17 protein-coding genes and 1 pseudogene are annotated in these 13,325 nt (G+C 61.8%); 6 read left to right on the top strand and 12 right to left on the bottom strand.

The genetic code is table 11. The features are described from left to right. Positions 1-3 precede the first annotated feature (3 nt). Both ABE960_RS04385 and ABE960_RS04390 read left to right on the top strand, forming a co-directional pair. A complete protein-coding gene (locus ABE960_RS04385; RefSeq protein WP_349761022.1) occupies positions 4-642 on the top strand; it encodes a response regulator transcription factor in 639 nt (212 codons plus the stop codon). 158 nt (positions 643-800) lie between these two features. Further along, positions 801-1,616 (top strand): M15 family metallopeptidase, encoded by an 816-nt coding sequence (locus tag ABE960_RS04390; protein ID WP_349761023.1) that lies wholly within the window; start codon positions 801-803, stop codon positions 1,614-1,616. Positions 1,617-1,701: 85 nt separating this feature from the next. Here the strand turns inward: ABE960_RS04390 and ABE960_RS04395 are convergent, their stop codons facing one another. Together ABE960_RS04395 and ABE960_RS04400 are read right to left on the bottom strand one after the other, a co-directional pair. Then, on the bottom strand, positions 1,702-2,676 hold the full coding sequence (locus ABE960_RS04395; protein WP_349761024.1) for an alpha/beta hydrolase: 975 nt from the start codon (positions 2,674-2,676) through the stop codon (positions 1,702-1,704). A gap of 118 nt (positions 2,677-2,794) precedes the next feature. Next, positions 2,795-3,235: a YtoQ family protein gene (locus ABE960_RS04400; protein ID WP_349761025.1), complete on the bottom strand. Its 441-nt coding sequence runs from the start codon at positions 3,233-3,235 to the stop codon at positions 2,795-2,797. A 194-nt stretch (positions 3,236-3,429) separates the two neighbouring features. Here ABE960_RS04400 and ABE960_RS04405 point away from each other — a divergent pair, with 194 nt between their 5' ends. Then, on the top strand, positions 3,430-3,879 hold the full coding sequence (locus ABE960_RS04405; RefSeq protein WP_349761026.1) for a YHS domain-containing (seleno)protein: 450 nt from the start codon (positions 3,430-3,432) through the stop codon (positions 3,877-3,879). A gap of 184 nt (positions 3,880-4,063) precedes the next feature. Then, positions 4,064-4,402: a hypothetical protein gene (locus ABE960_RS04410; RefSeq protein WP_349761027.1), complete on the top strand. Its 339-nt coding sequence runs from the start codon at positions 4,064-4,066 to the stop codon at positions 4,400-4,402. A gap of 342 nt (positions 4,403-4,744) precedes the next feature. Here ABE960_RS04410 and ABE960_RS04415 read toward each other — a convergent pair whose 3' ends face one another. After that, positions 4,745-5,224 (bottom strand): MgtC/SapB family protein, encoded by a 480-nt coding sequence (locus ABE960_RS04415; RefSeq protein WP_349761028.1) that lies wholly within the window; start codon positions 5,222-5,224, stop codon positions 4,745-4,747. Positions 5,225-5,706: 482 nt separating this feature from the next. Here ABE960_RS04415 and ABE960_RS04420 point away from each other — a divergent pair, with 482 nt between their 5' ends. Continuing rightward, positions 5,707-5,913, top strand: a complete 207-nt coding sequence (locus ABE960_RS04420; RefSeq protein WP_432765335.1) for a transposase — start codon at positions 5,707-5,709, stop codon at positions 5,911-5,913. A 275-nt stretch (positions 5,914-6,188) separates the two neighbouring features. Here the strand turns inward: ABE960_RS04420 and ABE960_RS04425 are convergent, their stop codons facing one another. From ABE960_RS04425 to ABE960_RS04455, 7 genes are all read right to left on the bottom strand, one after another. After that, positions 6,189-6,962 (bottom strand): ADP-ribosylglycohydrolase family protein, encoded by a 774-nt coding sequence (locus tag ABE960_RS04425; protein ID WP_349761029.1) that lies wholly within the window; start codon positions 6,960-6,962, stop codon positions 6,189-6,191. Between the two features lie 64 nt (positions 6,963-7,026). Further along, entirely contained in the window at positions 7,027-7,830 is an 804-nt protein-coding gene (locus tag ABE960_RS04430) for a methyltransferase domain-containing protein (protein WP_349761030.1), read from the bottom strand. A gap of 227 nt (positions 7,831-8,057) precedes the next feature. Then, positions 8,058-8,903: an MOSC domain-containing protein gene (locus tag ABE960_RS04435; RefSeq protein WP_349761031.1), complete on the bottom strand. Its 846-nt coding sequence runs from the start codon at positions 8,901-8,903 to the stop codon at positions 8,058-8,060. 9 nt (positions 8,904-8,912) lie between these two features. Beyond that, positions 8,913-9,251 carry a hypothetical protein gene (locus ABE960_RS04440; protein WP_349761032.1) on the bottom strand — a complete coding sequence of 113 codons (339 nt, stop codon included), beginning with the start codon at positions 9,249-9,251 and terminating at the stop codon, positions 8,913-8,915. A gap of 127 nt (positions 9,252-9,378) precedes the next feature. Beyond that, positions 9,379-9,816 carry a DUF3465 domain-containing protein gene (locus ABE960_RS04445; protein ID WP_349761033.1) on the bottom strand — a complete coding sequence of 146 codons (438 nt, stop codon included), beginning with the start codon at positions 9,814-9,816 and terminating at the stop codon, positions 9,379-9,381. A gap of 127 nt (positions 9,817-9,943) precedes the next feature. Then, the gene (locus tag ABE960_RS04450; RefSeq protein ID WP_349761034.1) at positions 9,944-10,570 is read right to left on the bottom strand and encodes a GGDEF domain-containing protein; all 627 of its coding nucleotides are present in this window, start codon (positions 10,568-10,570) and stop codon (positions 9,944-9,946) included. Further along, positions 10,537-10,872: a hypothetical protein gene (locus tag ABE960_RS04455; protein WP_349761035.1), complete on the bottom strand. Its 336-nt coding sequence runs from the start codon at positions 10,870-10,872 to the stop codon at positions 10,537-10,539. The genes ABE960_RS04450 and ABE960_RS04455 overlap by 34 nt, the downstream gene beginning before the upstream one ends. Positions 10,873-11,230: 358 nt before the next feature. Here ABE960_RS04455 and ABE960_RS04460 point away from each other — a divergent pair. Further along, positions 11,231-11,368, top strand: a pseudogene (locus ABE960_RS04460) (DMT family transporter); the annotation flags it as partial. 125 nt (positions 11,369-11,493) lie between these two features. Here ABE960_RS04460 and ABE960_RS04465 read toward each other — a convergent pair. Together ABE960_RS04465 and ABE960_RS04470 are read right to left on the bottom strand one after the other, a co-directional pair. After that, on the bottom strand, positions 11,494-12,267 hold the full coding sequence (locus tag ABE960_RS04465; protein WP_349761036.1) for an enoyl-CoA hydratase-related protein: 774 nt from the start codon (positions 12,265-12,267) through the stop codon (positions 11,494-11,496). Between the two features lie 135 nt (positions 12,268-12,402). Continuing rightward, positions 12,403-13,251 carry a 3-hydroxybutyryl-CoA dehydrogenase gene (locus ABE960_RS04470; RefSeq protein WP_349761037.1) on the bottom strand — a complete coding sequence of 283 codons (849 nt, stop codon included), beginning with the start codon at positions 13,249-13,251 and terminating at the stop codon, positions 12,403-12,405. Positions 13,252-13,325: the final 74 nt, after the last annotated feature.

A 13,325-nucleotide genomic window follows, 5' to 3' on the forward strand; every position in this document is an offset into this window, starting at 1 on the left:
CGCGTGCCAAACAAGCCCTGTATCGCCGTGGTCGATGATGACCAGGCCCTGCGCGATTCGCTGACCTGGCTGCTGGACTCGGTGGGCCTTGCTACCGTCGCCTACGGCGACGGCGAGGCCTTCCTCGCCGACCTCCCCTCGCGTCTCGAGGCCATCCTGCTCGACGTGCGCATGCCCGGCCTCTCCGGCCTGCAGGTGCAGCAGCGGCTGCTCGAACGCGACGTTGACCTGCCGGTGATCTTCATGACCGGCCATGGCGACGTGCCCATGGCGGTTCAGGCACTCAAGGCCGGCGCCTTCGACTTCATCGAGAAACCCTTCAACCACCAGCAGCTGATCGACACCGTCCAGCAGGTCCTGGCCCAGCACCGCCTCCGCCGCCAGTCGCAGGAGCGGCTCGAGGCGCTTCGCGAACGCTACGCCGGCCTGCGGCCCAAGGAGCGCCAGATTCTGGTGCATGTCGCCGAGGGCATGACCAGCCGCGAGATCGCAGGGCACCTGGATGTCAGCGCCAAGACGGTGGAGGTCTACCGCCTGCGCGCCATGAAGTCCCTGGGCGCCGCCAACCTGGCCCAGTTGGTGAGGCTGTGTGCAGCGCTGGGGCTGGTTACCCCCCTGCCGGACGAGCCCCGCTCTTCCTGATCAGTCCTATCCCTGATCGCTACTATCCCTGATTGCCCTCCCCTGATCGCCCCGTGCTCCGGGCGCCTGGCGGTGTACTGCCAAGCCTCTAGACTGCAAGGGGAAGCCGCGGCCTCGATGGCTGCAGCCATGATGCCTGCGTCAGGAGGATGACAACCATGAACAGGACACACGTCAGGACCCTTCAGCGGTTCCTCAAGGAGAGCGGCAACTACCGGGGCAAGATCGACGGCCTTCGCGGCCCGAAGACCCTCGCCGCGATGAAGGCAGCCCTAGAGGCCCAACCAGAGGGGCTGCCGAAGGGGGCCGACGCCTGGAGCGACAAGCGCCGCGCCGTCGCCTGCCTGCAGATCGCCTGCCGCCTGAGCAAGGTCGAGGTCGGCCCCATCGACGGCCTGTGGGGGCCCCAGACCGAATATGCCACCGAGGTGCTGGCCACCATCCAGGAGACCGGCAAGCCACCCGCCCCCTGGCGTGACCAGGAACCGCTGGATGCCAACCCCAACGGCTGGTATCGGGAGGCGGACCTCAAGCAGGCGCTGGGCTCACCGACCCGCAAGCCACCGATGGTGGTGGTCCCCTGCCCCTGGCAGCTCTCCCTCGCCTGGGACCTCGGCACCCATCCGAGCGGGATCGGCTGTCACGAGATGGTGGCCGACAGCCTCGCAAGGATACTCACGCGAGTGAACGATCACTACGGCCCTGAGCGGCTCAGGGAGATGGGCCTTCATCGCTACGGCGGCTGCTACAACAAGCGGCGCAAGCGTGGCGGCACCTCCTGGTCGACCCATGCCTGGGGCATCGCCATCGACTGGGATCCCTCCCACAACAAGCTCAAGTGGGGTCGCGACCGGGCCCGCATGGCCCGGCCGGAATACGACACCTGGTGGAAAATCTGGGAGGAAGAGGGCTGGGTCAGCCTCGGCCGCACGCGCAACTTCGACTGGATGCACGTGCAGGCGGCCAAGCCCTGAGCGACCGAACTCTCAGCGACCGATCCTGTCCAGAAGCTCGCCCCGGGGCTCGACCCGGGGCCAGGCCGGGGGCTAGATCAGGGTCTCACTCACGCAGGATGGTCATGCGGCGCGTCTCGTCCTCGGGGAAGACGCGTCCACTGCGCAAGGAGGCGAACAGGTGCAGGAACACCACGCCAGGCTCGCCATAGACATCGCCCGAGCGGAAGTAGGAGTGCCCCTTGGGGAAGTCGTAGCGGGTATTGACGTCGTCGCAGTCCACGGCGAAGACATTGCGCGCCACCTTCGACATGTCCTCCGGGCCGGAGTGGCCGAGGCGCCGTGAGGCGATGCGGTTGCGCAGGTTCGAGGCCTTGCTGGCGCGCAGGGCCAGGTCATCGGAGGCGAAGTAGACCGTGACGTTTCGCGAGGCGTGGGTGATGGGCTCGCCGGAGTGCCCCTCCTCCAGCGACTCGTTGACGATATCCGCGGCGATCAGGAAGGTGTTGCGAAACAGCAGCGGCACGCCGCCCGGCAGATAGTACTTGCGCCACAGCCTCAGTGTCTCCCTCAGCACCCGGTTGCCCATGGAATGGGCCAGCACGTTGATGCGCTTGAGGCAGGGCGTGGGGTCCGACTCGAACTGGTCGCCCTCGCGCCAGTCCAGGAAGCGCTGCAGCACCCGGGCGAACGAGAAGGCGCTCAGGTCGGCCGACTCCTGGTCGTCCCAGTAGTCCTTGACGATGCCCAGGTCGTTGTCGCACGGCCAGATCAGCGGCACCACCAGCACCTCGCCGGGGTCAGCGGCATCGCAGAGGGCCTGGAACTCACGGGTCGCGGCGAGCACGTCCTCGGGCAGGTTGGCGAAGCCATGGATGTAGATCAGCACCTGCCGAGCATTGGCCTCCTTGAGGCGACGCAGGAAGGCCTTGCTGCCGACCTCTTCGTAATGCCCCTCCCCGACCTCCTCGCAGTAGTAGACGGAGTTGCTGGCCGCGTTGTTCTTGAGATCGAAGTTGAAGGGGCGATCCACCCGGGTGCGGATGCTCTGGGTGGGGAAACGGTTGGTGATGAACAGCATGAAGGGTCACCTCGCGGGGCGAGCGGGAGAGAGACTGCCATGTCCCTTCAAGCTAGCACAGCACCCGCGCTCGGCCAGGTAGCCTACCCGGCCAACCGCATGCGAGGGTTTCCCGGCCTCAGGCCTTGAGCACGTAGCGCAGGATCTCGACCACCTGATCGGTAGTGGTGGCCCAGGCCATGGCCGACGCATCGACCTCCTTCAGCGGGTGGATGATCGCCTCGCCATGCAGGGTGACATAGGGCTTGCCCAGCGCGGCGCAGTAGCCGGCATCGAAGGCGGCATTCCACTGCTTGTACTGGTCGCCGAAGCGCACCACCACGAGATCGCTCTGCTCGATCAGGGTCTTGGTGCGAATGGCATTCACCTTTGACGACTTGTGGTCGCGCCAGAAGGAGTTGCTTTCCTCGCCCAGGTGGTCGCCGGCGGCATCGCTGGCCGCATGGTCGGTGACCGGCGAGGTGAAGACGATGTCGAGGCCGGCGGCCTCGGCGCCGCGCTGGATCTCGTCGCGCCAGTCGGTGTGGATCTCGCCGGAGAGGTAGACGTAATAGCTCATGGAGGGCTCCAGGACAGGGGAATCGAGCGACCATGGTAGCCCAGAAGGGCAACATCTGGAAATGCATTCCATTTAATGCAAGCGCCCTCTCGCGTCCCTGAGGACTGGCCATGGCGCCTGTAAGGCCGAAGGCCGTTTCCCGACAGAGCCCTGTGACCATAGGGTCGAGACGCTGGGTCGAGAGGAGGCAGATCATGAAACGCACGCATTGGTGGAGGGCCGTCGCCCTGGTGGTCGGCCTGGCCTGGTCGCTGGGGGCGGCCGCCGAGGGGCGCATCTTCACGCGCGATGGCCTGGCCATCGGCGGCACAGACCCGGTGGCCTACTTCACCGAAGGCCAGCCGGTGGCGGGCTCGCCCGACTATCAACTGGAGTGGGGCGATGCCACCTGGCAGTTCGCCTCGGCCGAGCATCGCGACCGCTTCCAGGCGGACCCCGAGGCCTATGCCCCGCAGTACGGGGGCTGGTGCGCCTGGGCGGCGGCCCGAGGCGACGCCGCCTCGACCATTCCCGAGGCGTGGAAGATCGTCGACGACAAGCTCTACCTGAACTACAGCCGCTTCATCCAGTGGCGCTGGGAGCGCGACATTCCCGGCTTCATCGAGGCAGCCGACGAGCACTGGCCGGACATCTTCGAGAAGTGATCCCGCGTGACGGAACGCCTTCGCCAGGCAGGCAGAAAGGGGGTCGAAAGCGGCCCGCGCCCCGGGGGAGCGGGCTCACGGAGACTGTGCATTTTTCAGTTGAGCTCTTCGCCATGGCTAGGGCAGGATTGAAGCAGGAGAGCACGCTAGGGATGGATCGATGGCCAACCCCCGGAGGAGCCAAATGCAACCGCTGAGCTATTACTACTACAACGTGCTGGAAGGCCTCGAGAGGCCGAGCGATGTGCCCATGATCGAACTGCAGGAGGGCTACGACATCCTGTATCGCCATGGCGGGCGCATCGAGATTGACCTGATGCGCAAGGCCGAGGATGGCAACGCTCAGGGCGACCCCTTCCACTGGTACGAAGACCTCGATAACGAGCAGCGGGCGAAATTGCACAAGGCCCTGGAAGACAACAATCCAGCGAAGATCCTCAAGGTCATGCAGCGCAACGGCTACGCGGGTGTGCTCTATCACCACGCCTGGGCGAACTTCCAGACGGCGGCCGGCGCCGAGTAGGACGCCCCCGCCACCCCAACGAAAAGGGCCCGCGATTAATCGCGGGCCCTTTTGTGTGTTGGCGGGTTCGTCGACTCGGTGAGGTGGCGGGTAGCCCCCTGACCGTCAAGCAATATGACAAGGTGTCGGTTTCGCAGGTACTCAGATATCAGCGCGGGGGGAAAGACGGCAATCGGCCAGAAGCGGACATTCGAAAAATGCTGATACGATGTGACGAAGGACCTGTGATCACCAGCGCGAGGCACGAGCGTCACATGACTGTAGGTGTAGAGAGCGCATTCACCTAATTGGTCAGATATTACACCGATGCTCTGATAATGATTTAATGTTTGGGTTTCCGGGTTATGGAATTTTTTTACGAATTAGGCTAATAAAGAAAGGCATTACATATAGTACCATCCAAGCCAAAGCCGTACACAGTACAGCGGTTTGCTCACGCCCCAAACCAACGGCTATTCCTATGGCGGCCGTGAACCAAATGCCAGCCGCCGTGGTAAGCCCTGTAGCACCTTGGTTATCTTTGCCAATGATGATGCTTCCCGCACAAAGAAAGCCGATGCCGGCAATCACACCCTGAATGACACGACTCATCTCCGAATCCGAGATACCCGCTTGCTGCGGGATAAAAATAAATAGTGCAGCCCCCATGCAAACCAACATATGGGTGCGTATTCCAGCAGCCTTTCCACGCTGTTCTCGCTCGAGCCCAAGCAGGCCACCCAAGAGGGCAGCGAGTAACAATCTAATCACAACAACTACAAACTCACCCAAATCATTAAAATCCGAAAACTCAGATGCTACAATATTTCCGATGAAATCCATATATTTATCCCTATGAACCGTGACTCATCCTTTATTCTTTATTCTTTATTCTTTATTCTTTATTCTTTATTCTTTATTCTTTAAACATTATCTTGTCATTTTTGAAGACAAAGTATTAGTAGCGTCAGTTGAAGCTTTTGGAAAATCAATGTGCTTCCAGCGCCCGAACTTCCACAGATACGAGCGTAAGTTACTGATCTTAGGCAAACACGTTTGCAGCATTGGCACCACTACAATCATTAACCGCCGTAGATGCCTGACTTAAAGGAAAAATATCAAGACTCGTATCACAACTACGTAACTTCCCAATACTGGCGAGCCGGCCAGAAGGGCAAGATCATATTATAGCCCTTTTGGATAATAACACCTGCATTTTCCAAAAGCGCCCGATTTTTACTGAAAACTGACTTTCTCGCCAGAAACCGGCCCACCGGCAATGTGAGATTTCCGCTACATTTACCCAGATAGCAGGAGATCTCGCGTTGAAGAGTATCCTCCATGCCGCAGAGCATATCATCACCATCCTCAAGACCAATAAACGTGGCGTGTGTATAGCCGAGCTGGCCCGGCAGTACGGCGTGACCGAGCAGACCATCTATCGCTGGAAGGCCAAGTGCGGAGGCATGAAGGTATCTGGGACAAACGACTACGGCAGTTGGAGGCAGCCCCTGCTTGAACTTGCTGCTTGAACACTCTGCTCCACGAGTGCCCTCAGATTCTGGAGGCCATCGAAATTGCGTATCAAAAGCACGTCGTCAGGCCACAGCCAACAACAAACCCCACACCCTAAGCGGGTATGGGGCTTCATGATCCAACATTGGCGCCTACCGGTGAACTGAATCAGCCCTCAGTCGCCATCCCTGCGAACATCGAATCACCTAACGTTAGCAAAGATGTCTTCGGGTTGTATAACCGGAGTCTGATGAAAAGTTCGTAGGGGTGTGGTGCAAATGGTTGGTTGGGCTCAGTCGAGGCCGTGGCGCGCCCGGAAGGCCTCGACGACCGCCCGCAGCTCGGGGGTGAGTCTTTTCAGGGCCTGCTTGGCGATCGGGGTCGGCACGCCGCCATGGAAGGCTTCCGCCATGCCGCCCGCCATGCAGGCCAGGGTGTCGGCATCGCCGCCCAGTGAGACGGCGTTGCGGATGGCCTCCTCGACGCCGTCCGCCTCCAGGAAGGCGATGATGGCCTGGGGCACCGAGCCCCGGCAGGTCACGTCGAAGCGGTAGCCGGGGCGGATGTCTTCCAGGCACGGCGAGAGGTCGTAATCGAAGAGCGCCTCGATCTCGGTGAGGATCTCGAGCCGCGAGGCGTCGTGTCGGGCCAGTAAGATGACGGCGGCCACGGCCTGGGCACCGCGGATGCCCTCGGGGTGGTCATGGGTGACCTCGGCGCTGCGCTCTGCAAGCGTCAGCGCCTCGTTCAGGGAATCGGCGGCGAACCCCACGGGGCTGACCCGCATGGCCGAGCCATTGCCGAGGCTGTGGTAGGGGCGACGGTCGTCGCTCATCGCCCACTCGCGGAAATGCCCGCCGAAGCCCGCATCCGGGTAGCGATGGTAGTAGTCGTGGAAGGCCTCGGCGAAGTCGCCTCCCTCGAGCAGCACCTCGGCCACCGCCACGCTCAGCACGGTATCGTCGGTGAAGGTGCTCTCGGGCGTGAACAGCGGGAAGTCGCGGGTCTTGGTGCCCGCCGCTTCATGGACCGAGCCGATGATGTCGCCAGCGATGGCTCCCAGCATGTGTCACCTCCGTCTTGCGGTTCCTCGAGTCTCCGGCGGGGACGCGTCGTCCAGACGCCGGCCCTCAGCCGCGGCGGCCGATCAGCAGGTGGACCGATAACTCGAACACCGCGTGGCCGCGCGGGTCGATGACATCGGCCAATTCCTCCCGGGCCTGGGCGAGCACTTCCTGGATGGTGGCCTCATCGAGGCTCACCCCCATGAACGGCAGCCAGACGCGCAGGTCCGCCTCGAGCAGGTCGCCGATGCCGGGGAAGTCGGCCGTCCCCGTCAGGGTAGTCACCTCGACCGCTTCCATGCCCGCCTCGCGGGCCATGCGCGCCAACGCTTCCGTGTCGCCGAGGACGAAGGGGGACCGCAGCGCCTCGGCCGCGGCCTCCCCTGCGATCCGCTCCAGCAAGGCCACTTCGCGGGCGAAGGTGGCGTTGTGCTCCAGGCCGTCGAACACGGCCACCGCCAGTCGCCCCGTCGGCACCAGCACGCGATGCATCTCTCGCAGCGCCGCCGGCTTGTCCGGGAAGAACATGAGGCCGAACTGGCTCAGCACCGCATCGAACGCCTCTGCCTCGAAGGGCAGCTGCTGTGCGTCCCCCTGGCGCCAGACGACCTCCGGCGAGAGCTCGCGCGCCACCTCGAGCATGCCTGCCATCGCGTCCAGGCCGACCACCACGCCGGAGGGCGCGACCCGGGGCAACGCCTCGCGGGCTAGCACCCCCGTGCCGCAGGCCACGTCGAGGACACGATCCCCGCTCGCGACCCGCGCATTGTCGAGCAGCCGCGAGGGCCACTGCCGGAACAGCGAGGGCACGAAGAGCGCCTCGTAGGCACGAGCCGCCTCGATCTCCTGAGTCATCTGATCGTCGTTCATCACGCACCTCTTCTGCCGTCGATCATCCTCGGGTGCCCCCTGCGGCACGACGACGACGGGAGCGACGACGCATGAGGGAGGAGGATCACCCGGGAGCACGGTAAGGAACGGGCCCGGTACGAGTGTGAGGGGCACGTCGAGCGACGCCGGACGGCGCCCCGCTCCCCCGCCCGTTTTCCGAAGTATAGTCCGACCCCGATCAAGGAAACGTGCCGCGGCCCGGCGGGTCAGCGCGGGGTAGACGCCGCCGGCTCGCCGACGGCGATCGACCTGCCCTCGCCCGCCAGAAGGATGGCGTTCTGGCCGAAGTAGCCGCCGGACGCCAGGCGGGTGTTCATCTGCACCAGGGTGCCCAGCGGCTCGCCGGGCACGGCGATCTCGCCGGTCGCCTGGTCGACGGTGGTGATCTTGCAGCGCTGGCAGGGCTTGCGCAGGCCCAGCCGGACCGCGCCTTCCTGGAGGACCAGCTCGCCCCAGCCGTCCTCGGCGAAGGGCTCGGCGGCGTCCACCACGATGCTGGGCCGGAAGCGTTCCATGGGCACCGGGGCGAGCCCCTTGGCCTCAAGCACCCGGTTGACCTCGGCGAGCGAGGCCTCGGAGACCATCAGGTAGGGGTAGCCATCGGCGAAGGCTGTGTGGGCCTGCTCGCCGGGCGTCAGGAACTGGGTCTCGACGGCGCGACGCTGGTCCGGGGCGAAGCGCACCAGCCGCAGCCCACTGCCCTTGAAGTCACCCAGCACGGCCCCGAGCCACTCGGCCGCCTCCGCGCCCTCGTCCAGCGCCTGGCACTGGTCGTCCCAGACGTGGACCGGCAGCCGGGGCTGGTCCTCGCGGCCAAGCGGGACGTGCAGCGGCGTGGCCTCGGGATGCTCCAGCACCAGTGACTCGTCGGTCAAGCGCACGGCGATCTGTGCCATGCGGGGCAACTGGCGCTGGGTGACGAAACGGCCGATGTCGTCGACCACCATCCACTGGCGGTCATGGGCCAGGCCGCGCTCGGTCAGCTCGGCGCGGTCCAGGGAAATGCCGCGCAGCGACTTCACGGGATAGACATTGAGCTGGGTGATGTTCATGGGAAGACCTTACAGCCGCTGGGTCTCGATCACGTAGCCGATGATCGGGTAGCCCGCCTCCCTGGCGGCCTTCTCGGCCTCGAGCTGGGCCTCGACCTTGGAGATACTGGTAGAAAGATGCTCGAAGACGGAGTCCATCTCCAGGGGCTTGGTGCGAACCGCCAGCTTGACCAGGTGGCCGGTTCTCGGCGCGCCGGCAGACTTGCTGCGCGGAGCCTTGTGAGCCGTTTCGGTAACGGGGCTGGCGGCCCCGGGCGTGCTGCGGTTCGCGCCGCCATTCTCGGGACTCATGAAGTCCTCGATCTCGCGGCGCATATTCTGTTCGAATTCACTAAAGTCTGTTTCCATCGTCTCTCCGTAAGCCACACTCGTGCGGCGAGTTTACCAGAAGGATCACAAAATCCATCAGCCTGCGACATCAGGGAACACGGCAGCGGCCAGATGGCTAAGAAAACTTGTCGCTAGATGGCGCTTGCTACTGATACGTTTTCCCGTTGCGCTTCAACCAGCCACCAACGTGGCGATTATCGGGATCGTGATGTGTCCAGTGGATGATTCCGCCTTTCGAATTCCACTCATACTCACCATAAAATTCAACGTTATCACCGGCTTTCAAGCCGGCAATCCTAGGTGCCAAGTCGATATTATGGGCTACCAACAGCGTCTGACCAGATTCCATCCTCAATATAAATCTCTGGTGTCGTGAGCCTTCAAGGTCATCAGGCAAGACCTTCTCCACAACGCCTGAACCCTGAACCTGAAGGTTACTTTGCCTGTTTTCATATGCTTCTTGAATAGTGCTGTCAGTACCAGGACTCCCGGTAGACATGCCGGGTATAGAAATGCCGCCCCTCTCCTGGACGACACCATAACCTAACACCACCAACACAATCAGAAAGATTATCTTTTTCATACATCAACTTAACAGTGATCAGGCTGTATACCCCATGACGTGGCTATCATGTCGGCCAGCCAGGGCTCTCATTAAAAGGCTCTGCTTGAAGGGCGTTCATGTTTTTCCGCGCCCCTGTGGCGCATTGTTATTCAGATGAATCCAAGTGGATGGAAACTTTATCCCGGCCACTTTCTTTCGCCTGATAAAGGGCATCATCGGACATTTTGACCAATTGACTCTCATCATTCTCACTGGATGGATGCATTTCTGCCAGCCCTATACTTGCAGTGAGCGTAGGAGATGTTGGCGCTTTTTCATTGGGAATATTCAAGGAACGTATTTCATCAAGCACCTTACTGGCTATCATTTTCGCTTGATCAAGATTCGTGTTCCCATACACTATTGCAAATTCCTCGCCTCCGTATCGGGCACATATATCACTCGGCCTTCCGCTATATTTTTCCAACACCCTTCCGATTGACTTGAGGCATTCGTCTCCGGCTTGATGTCCGTAGGTGTCATTCAATAACTTGAAATGATCAAGATCAAGCAAGGCCAGTGATATGGGTATGCGAAGACGTTTGCAGCGCTTCCATTCGCTTTCCAGAAATTCATCAAAAGATCGACGATTGGCGATTCCGGTAAGACCGTCAAGGCGAGACAGTTTCTCAACTTCATTTTCGGCCAGCTTTCTTTCCGTAATATTCTGGTGAGAAATCACGAAATAATCATTCCCCTTCAAAGAAAGGGTGTGACGCGCATCATGAACCACCGATTCTCTTCTGGACTATGGCAGGGATACTCGAAATAATATTCTTCTTCGTCGTTCTTGATAACTGACCTGATTCCTTTCCCTGCCTTGAGGCCATATTCATCCCCCATGGCAGCCGCTTTATCACACTCCTCAAGATAATTGACACCTCTCCATGCCCCATCGATCAAGCATGCGTTATTTTCACCAAAAGAGATCCAGCTCTTGTTTACAAATGAGATATCTCCCTCGACATCTATTACAACGACATGCTCAGTGATGGTGTCAAGCACTGATTTCAAGAAATCAAATGAATCATTCATTTATCGGATCCATATATTATGCATATCAACGGATATACCTCACGCTTTATTATTGGATCAACATACCGACAGCACGGTTTTCGCAATGTTTTCTTCGGGTTCTGATATGGACGTTTCTGCGGGTCGTCTGCCTCGTGCCGCATCGTCTCGGTGACCTTCTGGTGCCAGACATGCTGACTTTCAGCTTACCCGATATGGATACCACTACCAGTCATCACACCAATGTTCACCGGTTCACGCTAGATGGCAGCGCAGCTTCCTCTTGCCACGTAACACCCGTAACCTCTTGTTTCCCGATCCCGGTTTTCCGTGCCACCTTCCCCGTGGCCCTCTCTTCCCGTGACACAAAGGACGCCGAATGTCAGCGGCCGATACCTTGCGCCTGATCCTGCTCTCCACGCTGTGGGGAATGTCGTTCATCTTCATGCGGGTGGCGGTTCCCGAGTTCGGGCCCGTTCCGCTGATCCTGCTCATTGCGGGGCTGATGCTCTGGCCAACGGAACCGATCAGCGGCCTGGCCTGGACCAACCGCGGACACGAACAGCGCAACGTACATCACGATGCAAGATGGCCGTGACGTTTACGCCACGGCCGTCCTTTCACTTTCAGGCAAGCAAGGCGTCAGAAGTTCGGCTTGCGCTTCTCGACGAAGGCGCTCATGCCCTCGGTCTGCTCCTCGCCGGCGAAACACAGCGCGAACAGGCTGGTTTCCAGCGCCAGGGCGCTGTCCAGGTCCTGGTCCAGGCCGTCATGCACTGCCTGCTTGGCGCCACGCACCGCCTCGGGGCCGTTGCCACTGAGTTGCTTGGTGAGCTCCTCAGCGTAGGCCTCGAGCTCTGCCTGGGGCATCACGCGGTTGACCAGGCCGATGCGCAGGGCCTCGTTGGCATCGATCTTGCGACCGGTGGTCACCAGGTCGATGGCCATGGCCGGACCAACGCGGCGCGGCAGGCGCTGGGTGCCGCCGAAGCCGGGGATCACGCCGAGCAGTACCTCGGGCTGGCCGAAGATGGCGTTGTCGCTTGCCACCGCCCAGTCGCAGGCCAGGGCCAGCTCGCAGCCGCCGCCGAGGCAGAAGCCGTTGACCAGGGCGACCACCGGTACCGGCAGGGTCTCCAGCCGCTTGATGGTCTTCAGCGCCTGGCCGGCGAAGGCTCGGGCCTGCTCGGGAGTCTTGTCGCGCATCTCGGCGATGTCGGCGCCGGCGACGAAGGACTTCTCGCCGGCCCCGGTGATCAGCACGGCGCGCAGGTCTTTGCGCTGCTCCAGGTCGGAAAGCACGGCGTCCAGTTCGGTCAGCACGGCGCTGTTCAGGGCATTCAGCGCCTTGGGGCGTGTGATGGTCAGGCGCACGATGCCGGCGTTGTCGGCGACCTCGATCAATGTCTCGCTCATGGGGAAGCTCCTGGCGTTGTTGTTCGATAAAGACCGCCCAACCCTAGCGAACGCTTGGTTGGGCGGCAATCCCCTCTTTTGTCGGGGCTGGTCACCCGCGACGAAGGGGGCGCCGGGGACAGGTCGATGAGGGGGTCAGTTGTAGACGTGGAACCCGCGCCCACTCTTCCTCCCCAGGTAGCCGGCGGCGACCATGCGCTTGAGCAGCGGGCAGGGCCGGTACTTGGGATCGCCGAAGCCCTCCTGAAGCACCTCCATGATCGCCAGACAGACGTCCAGGCCGATCAGGTCGGCCAGCGCCAGCGGCCCCAGGGGGTGGGCGGCACCCAGCTTCATGGCCTGGTCGATGGCCTCGGGGGTGGCCGCGCCCTCCTGCACCAGGAAGGCCGCCTCGTTGATCATCGGCACCAGCAGGCGATTCACGGCGAATCCCGGGGAGTCTCCCACCGGCACGGCGGTCTTGCCGAGCGATTCGGCCAGGGCCTCGATGCGCGCCACGGTGGCATCACTGGTCTGCTCGGCACGAATCACCTCGACCAGCTTGAGCACCGGCACCGGGTTGAAGAAGTGCATGCCCACCACCCGCTCGGGGCGCTCGCAGACGGCCGCCAGGCGCGTCAGCGACAGCGAGGAGGTGTTGGAGGCGAGTATCGCGTCGTGGGTGATGCGGCTCAGGTCCTGAAACAGCTTTTCCTTGAGCGCCGGCTGCTCGGGCGCCGCCTCGATGATCACCTCGCAGTCTCGCAGCGCGTCAAGCGCAGTGGTGGTGTCCAGACGCGCCAGGGCCGCGTCGCGGTCGCCCTCGGCGAGTTTTTCCTTGGCCACCAGCTTGGTGAGCCCCTTGTCGATGGCTGCCCTGGCGCGGCCCAACTGCTCGTCCGCCACGTCGTAGAGCTTGACGTCGAAACCGCTGGTTACCAGCACCTGGGCGATGCCCTGGCCCATGGTGCCGGCGCCGACCACGCCGATCGGTTGTTGGCTCATTACCTGTCTCCTGGTCCTGTTGACCTGTTGATGCTGAAAGCTTTTGATTCTGATAGCTATTGATTCTGAAAGCT

Source organism: Halomonas aquatica (assembly GCF_040196335.1).
Taxonomy (GTDB): domain Bacteria; phylum Pseudomonadota; class Gammaproteobacteria; order Pseudomonadales; family Halomonadaceae; genus Halomonas; species Halomonas aquatica.

Bases quoted from the DNA above. Each gene is read 5' to 3' on its own strand.
- ABE960_RS04440 (WP_349761032.1), bottom strand. From the start codon at position 9,251: ATGGAAACAGACTTTAGTGAATTCGAACAGAATATGCGCCGCGAGATC.
- ABE960_RS04400 (WP_349761025.1), bottom strand. From the start codon at position 3,235: ATGAGCTATTACGTCTACCTCTCCGGCGAGATCCACACCGACTGGCGC.
- ABE960_RS04395 (WP_349761024.1), bottom strand. From the start codon at position 2,676: ATGCTGTTCATCACCAACCGTTTCCCCACCCAGAGCATCCGCACCCGG.
- ABE960_RS04425 (WP_349761029.1), bottom strand. From the start codon at position 6,962: ATGCTGGGAGCCATCGCTGGCGACATCATCGGCTCGGTCCATGAAGCG.
- ABE960_RS04390 (WP_349761023.1), top strand. From the start codon at position 801: ATGAACAGGACACACGTCAGGACCCTTCAGCGGTTCCTCAAGGAGAGC.
- ABE960_RS04445 (WP_349761033.1), bottom strand. From the start codon at position 9,816: ATGAAAAAGATAATCTTTCTGATTGTGTTGGTGGTGTTAGGTTATGGT.
- ABE960_RS04455 (WP_349761035.1), bottom strand. From the start codon at position 10,872: ATGAATGATTCATTTGATTTCTTGAAATCAGTGCTTGACACCATCACT.
- ABE960_RS04470 (WP_349761037.1), bottom strand. From the start codon at position 13,251: ATGAGCCAACAACCGATCGGCGTGGTCGGCGCCGGCACCATGGGCCAG.
- ABE960_RS04465 (WP_349761036.1), bottom strand. From the start codon at position 12,267: ATGAGCGAGACATTGATCGAGGTCGCCGACAACGCCGGCATCGTGCGC.
- ABE960_RS04415 (WP_349761028.1), bottom strand. From the start codon at position 5,224: ATGGATTTCATCGGAAATATTGTAGCATCTGAGTTTTCGGATTTTAAT.
- ABE960_RS04430 (WP_349761030.1), bottom strand. From the start codon at position 7,830: ATGAACGACGATCAGATGACTCAGGAGATCGAGGCGGCTCGTGCCTAC.
- ABE960_RS04405 (WP_349761026.1), top strand. From the start codon at position 3,430: ATGAAACGCACGCATTGGTGGAGGGCCGTCGCCCTGGTGGTCGGCCTG.
- ABE960_RS04435 (WP_349761031.1), bottom strand. From the start codon at position 8,903: ATGAACATCACCCAGCTCAATGTCTATCCCGTGAAGTCGCTGCGCGGC.
- ABE960_RS04410 (WP_349761027.1), top strand. From the start codon at position 4,064: ATGCAACCGCTGAGCTATTACTACTACAACGTGCTGGAAGGCCTCGAG.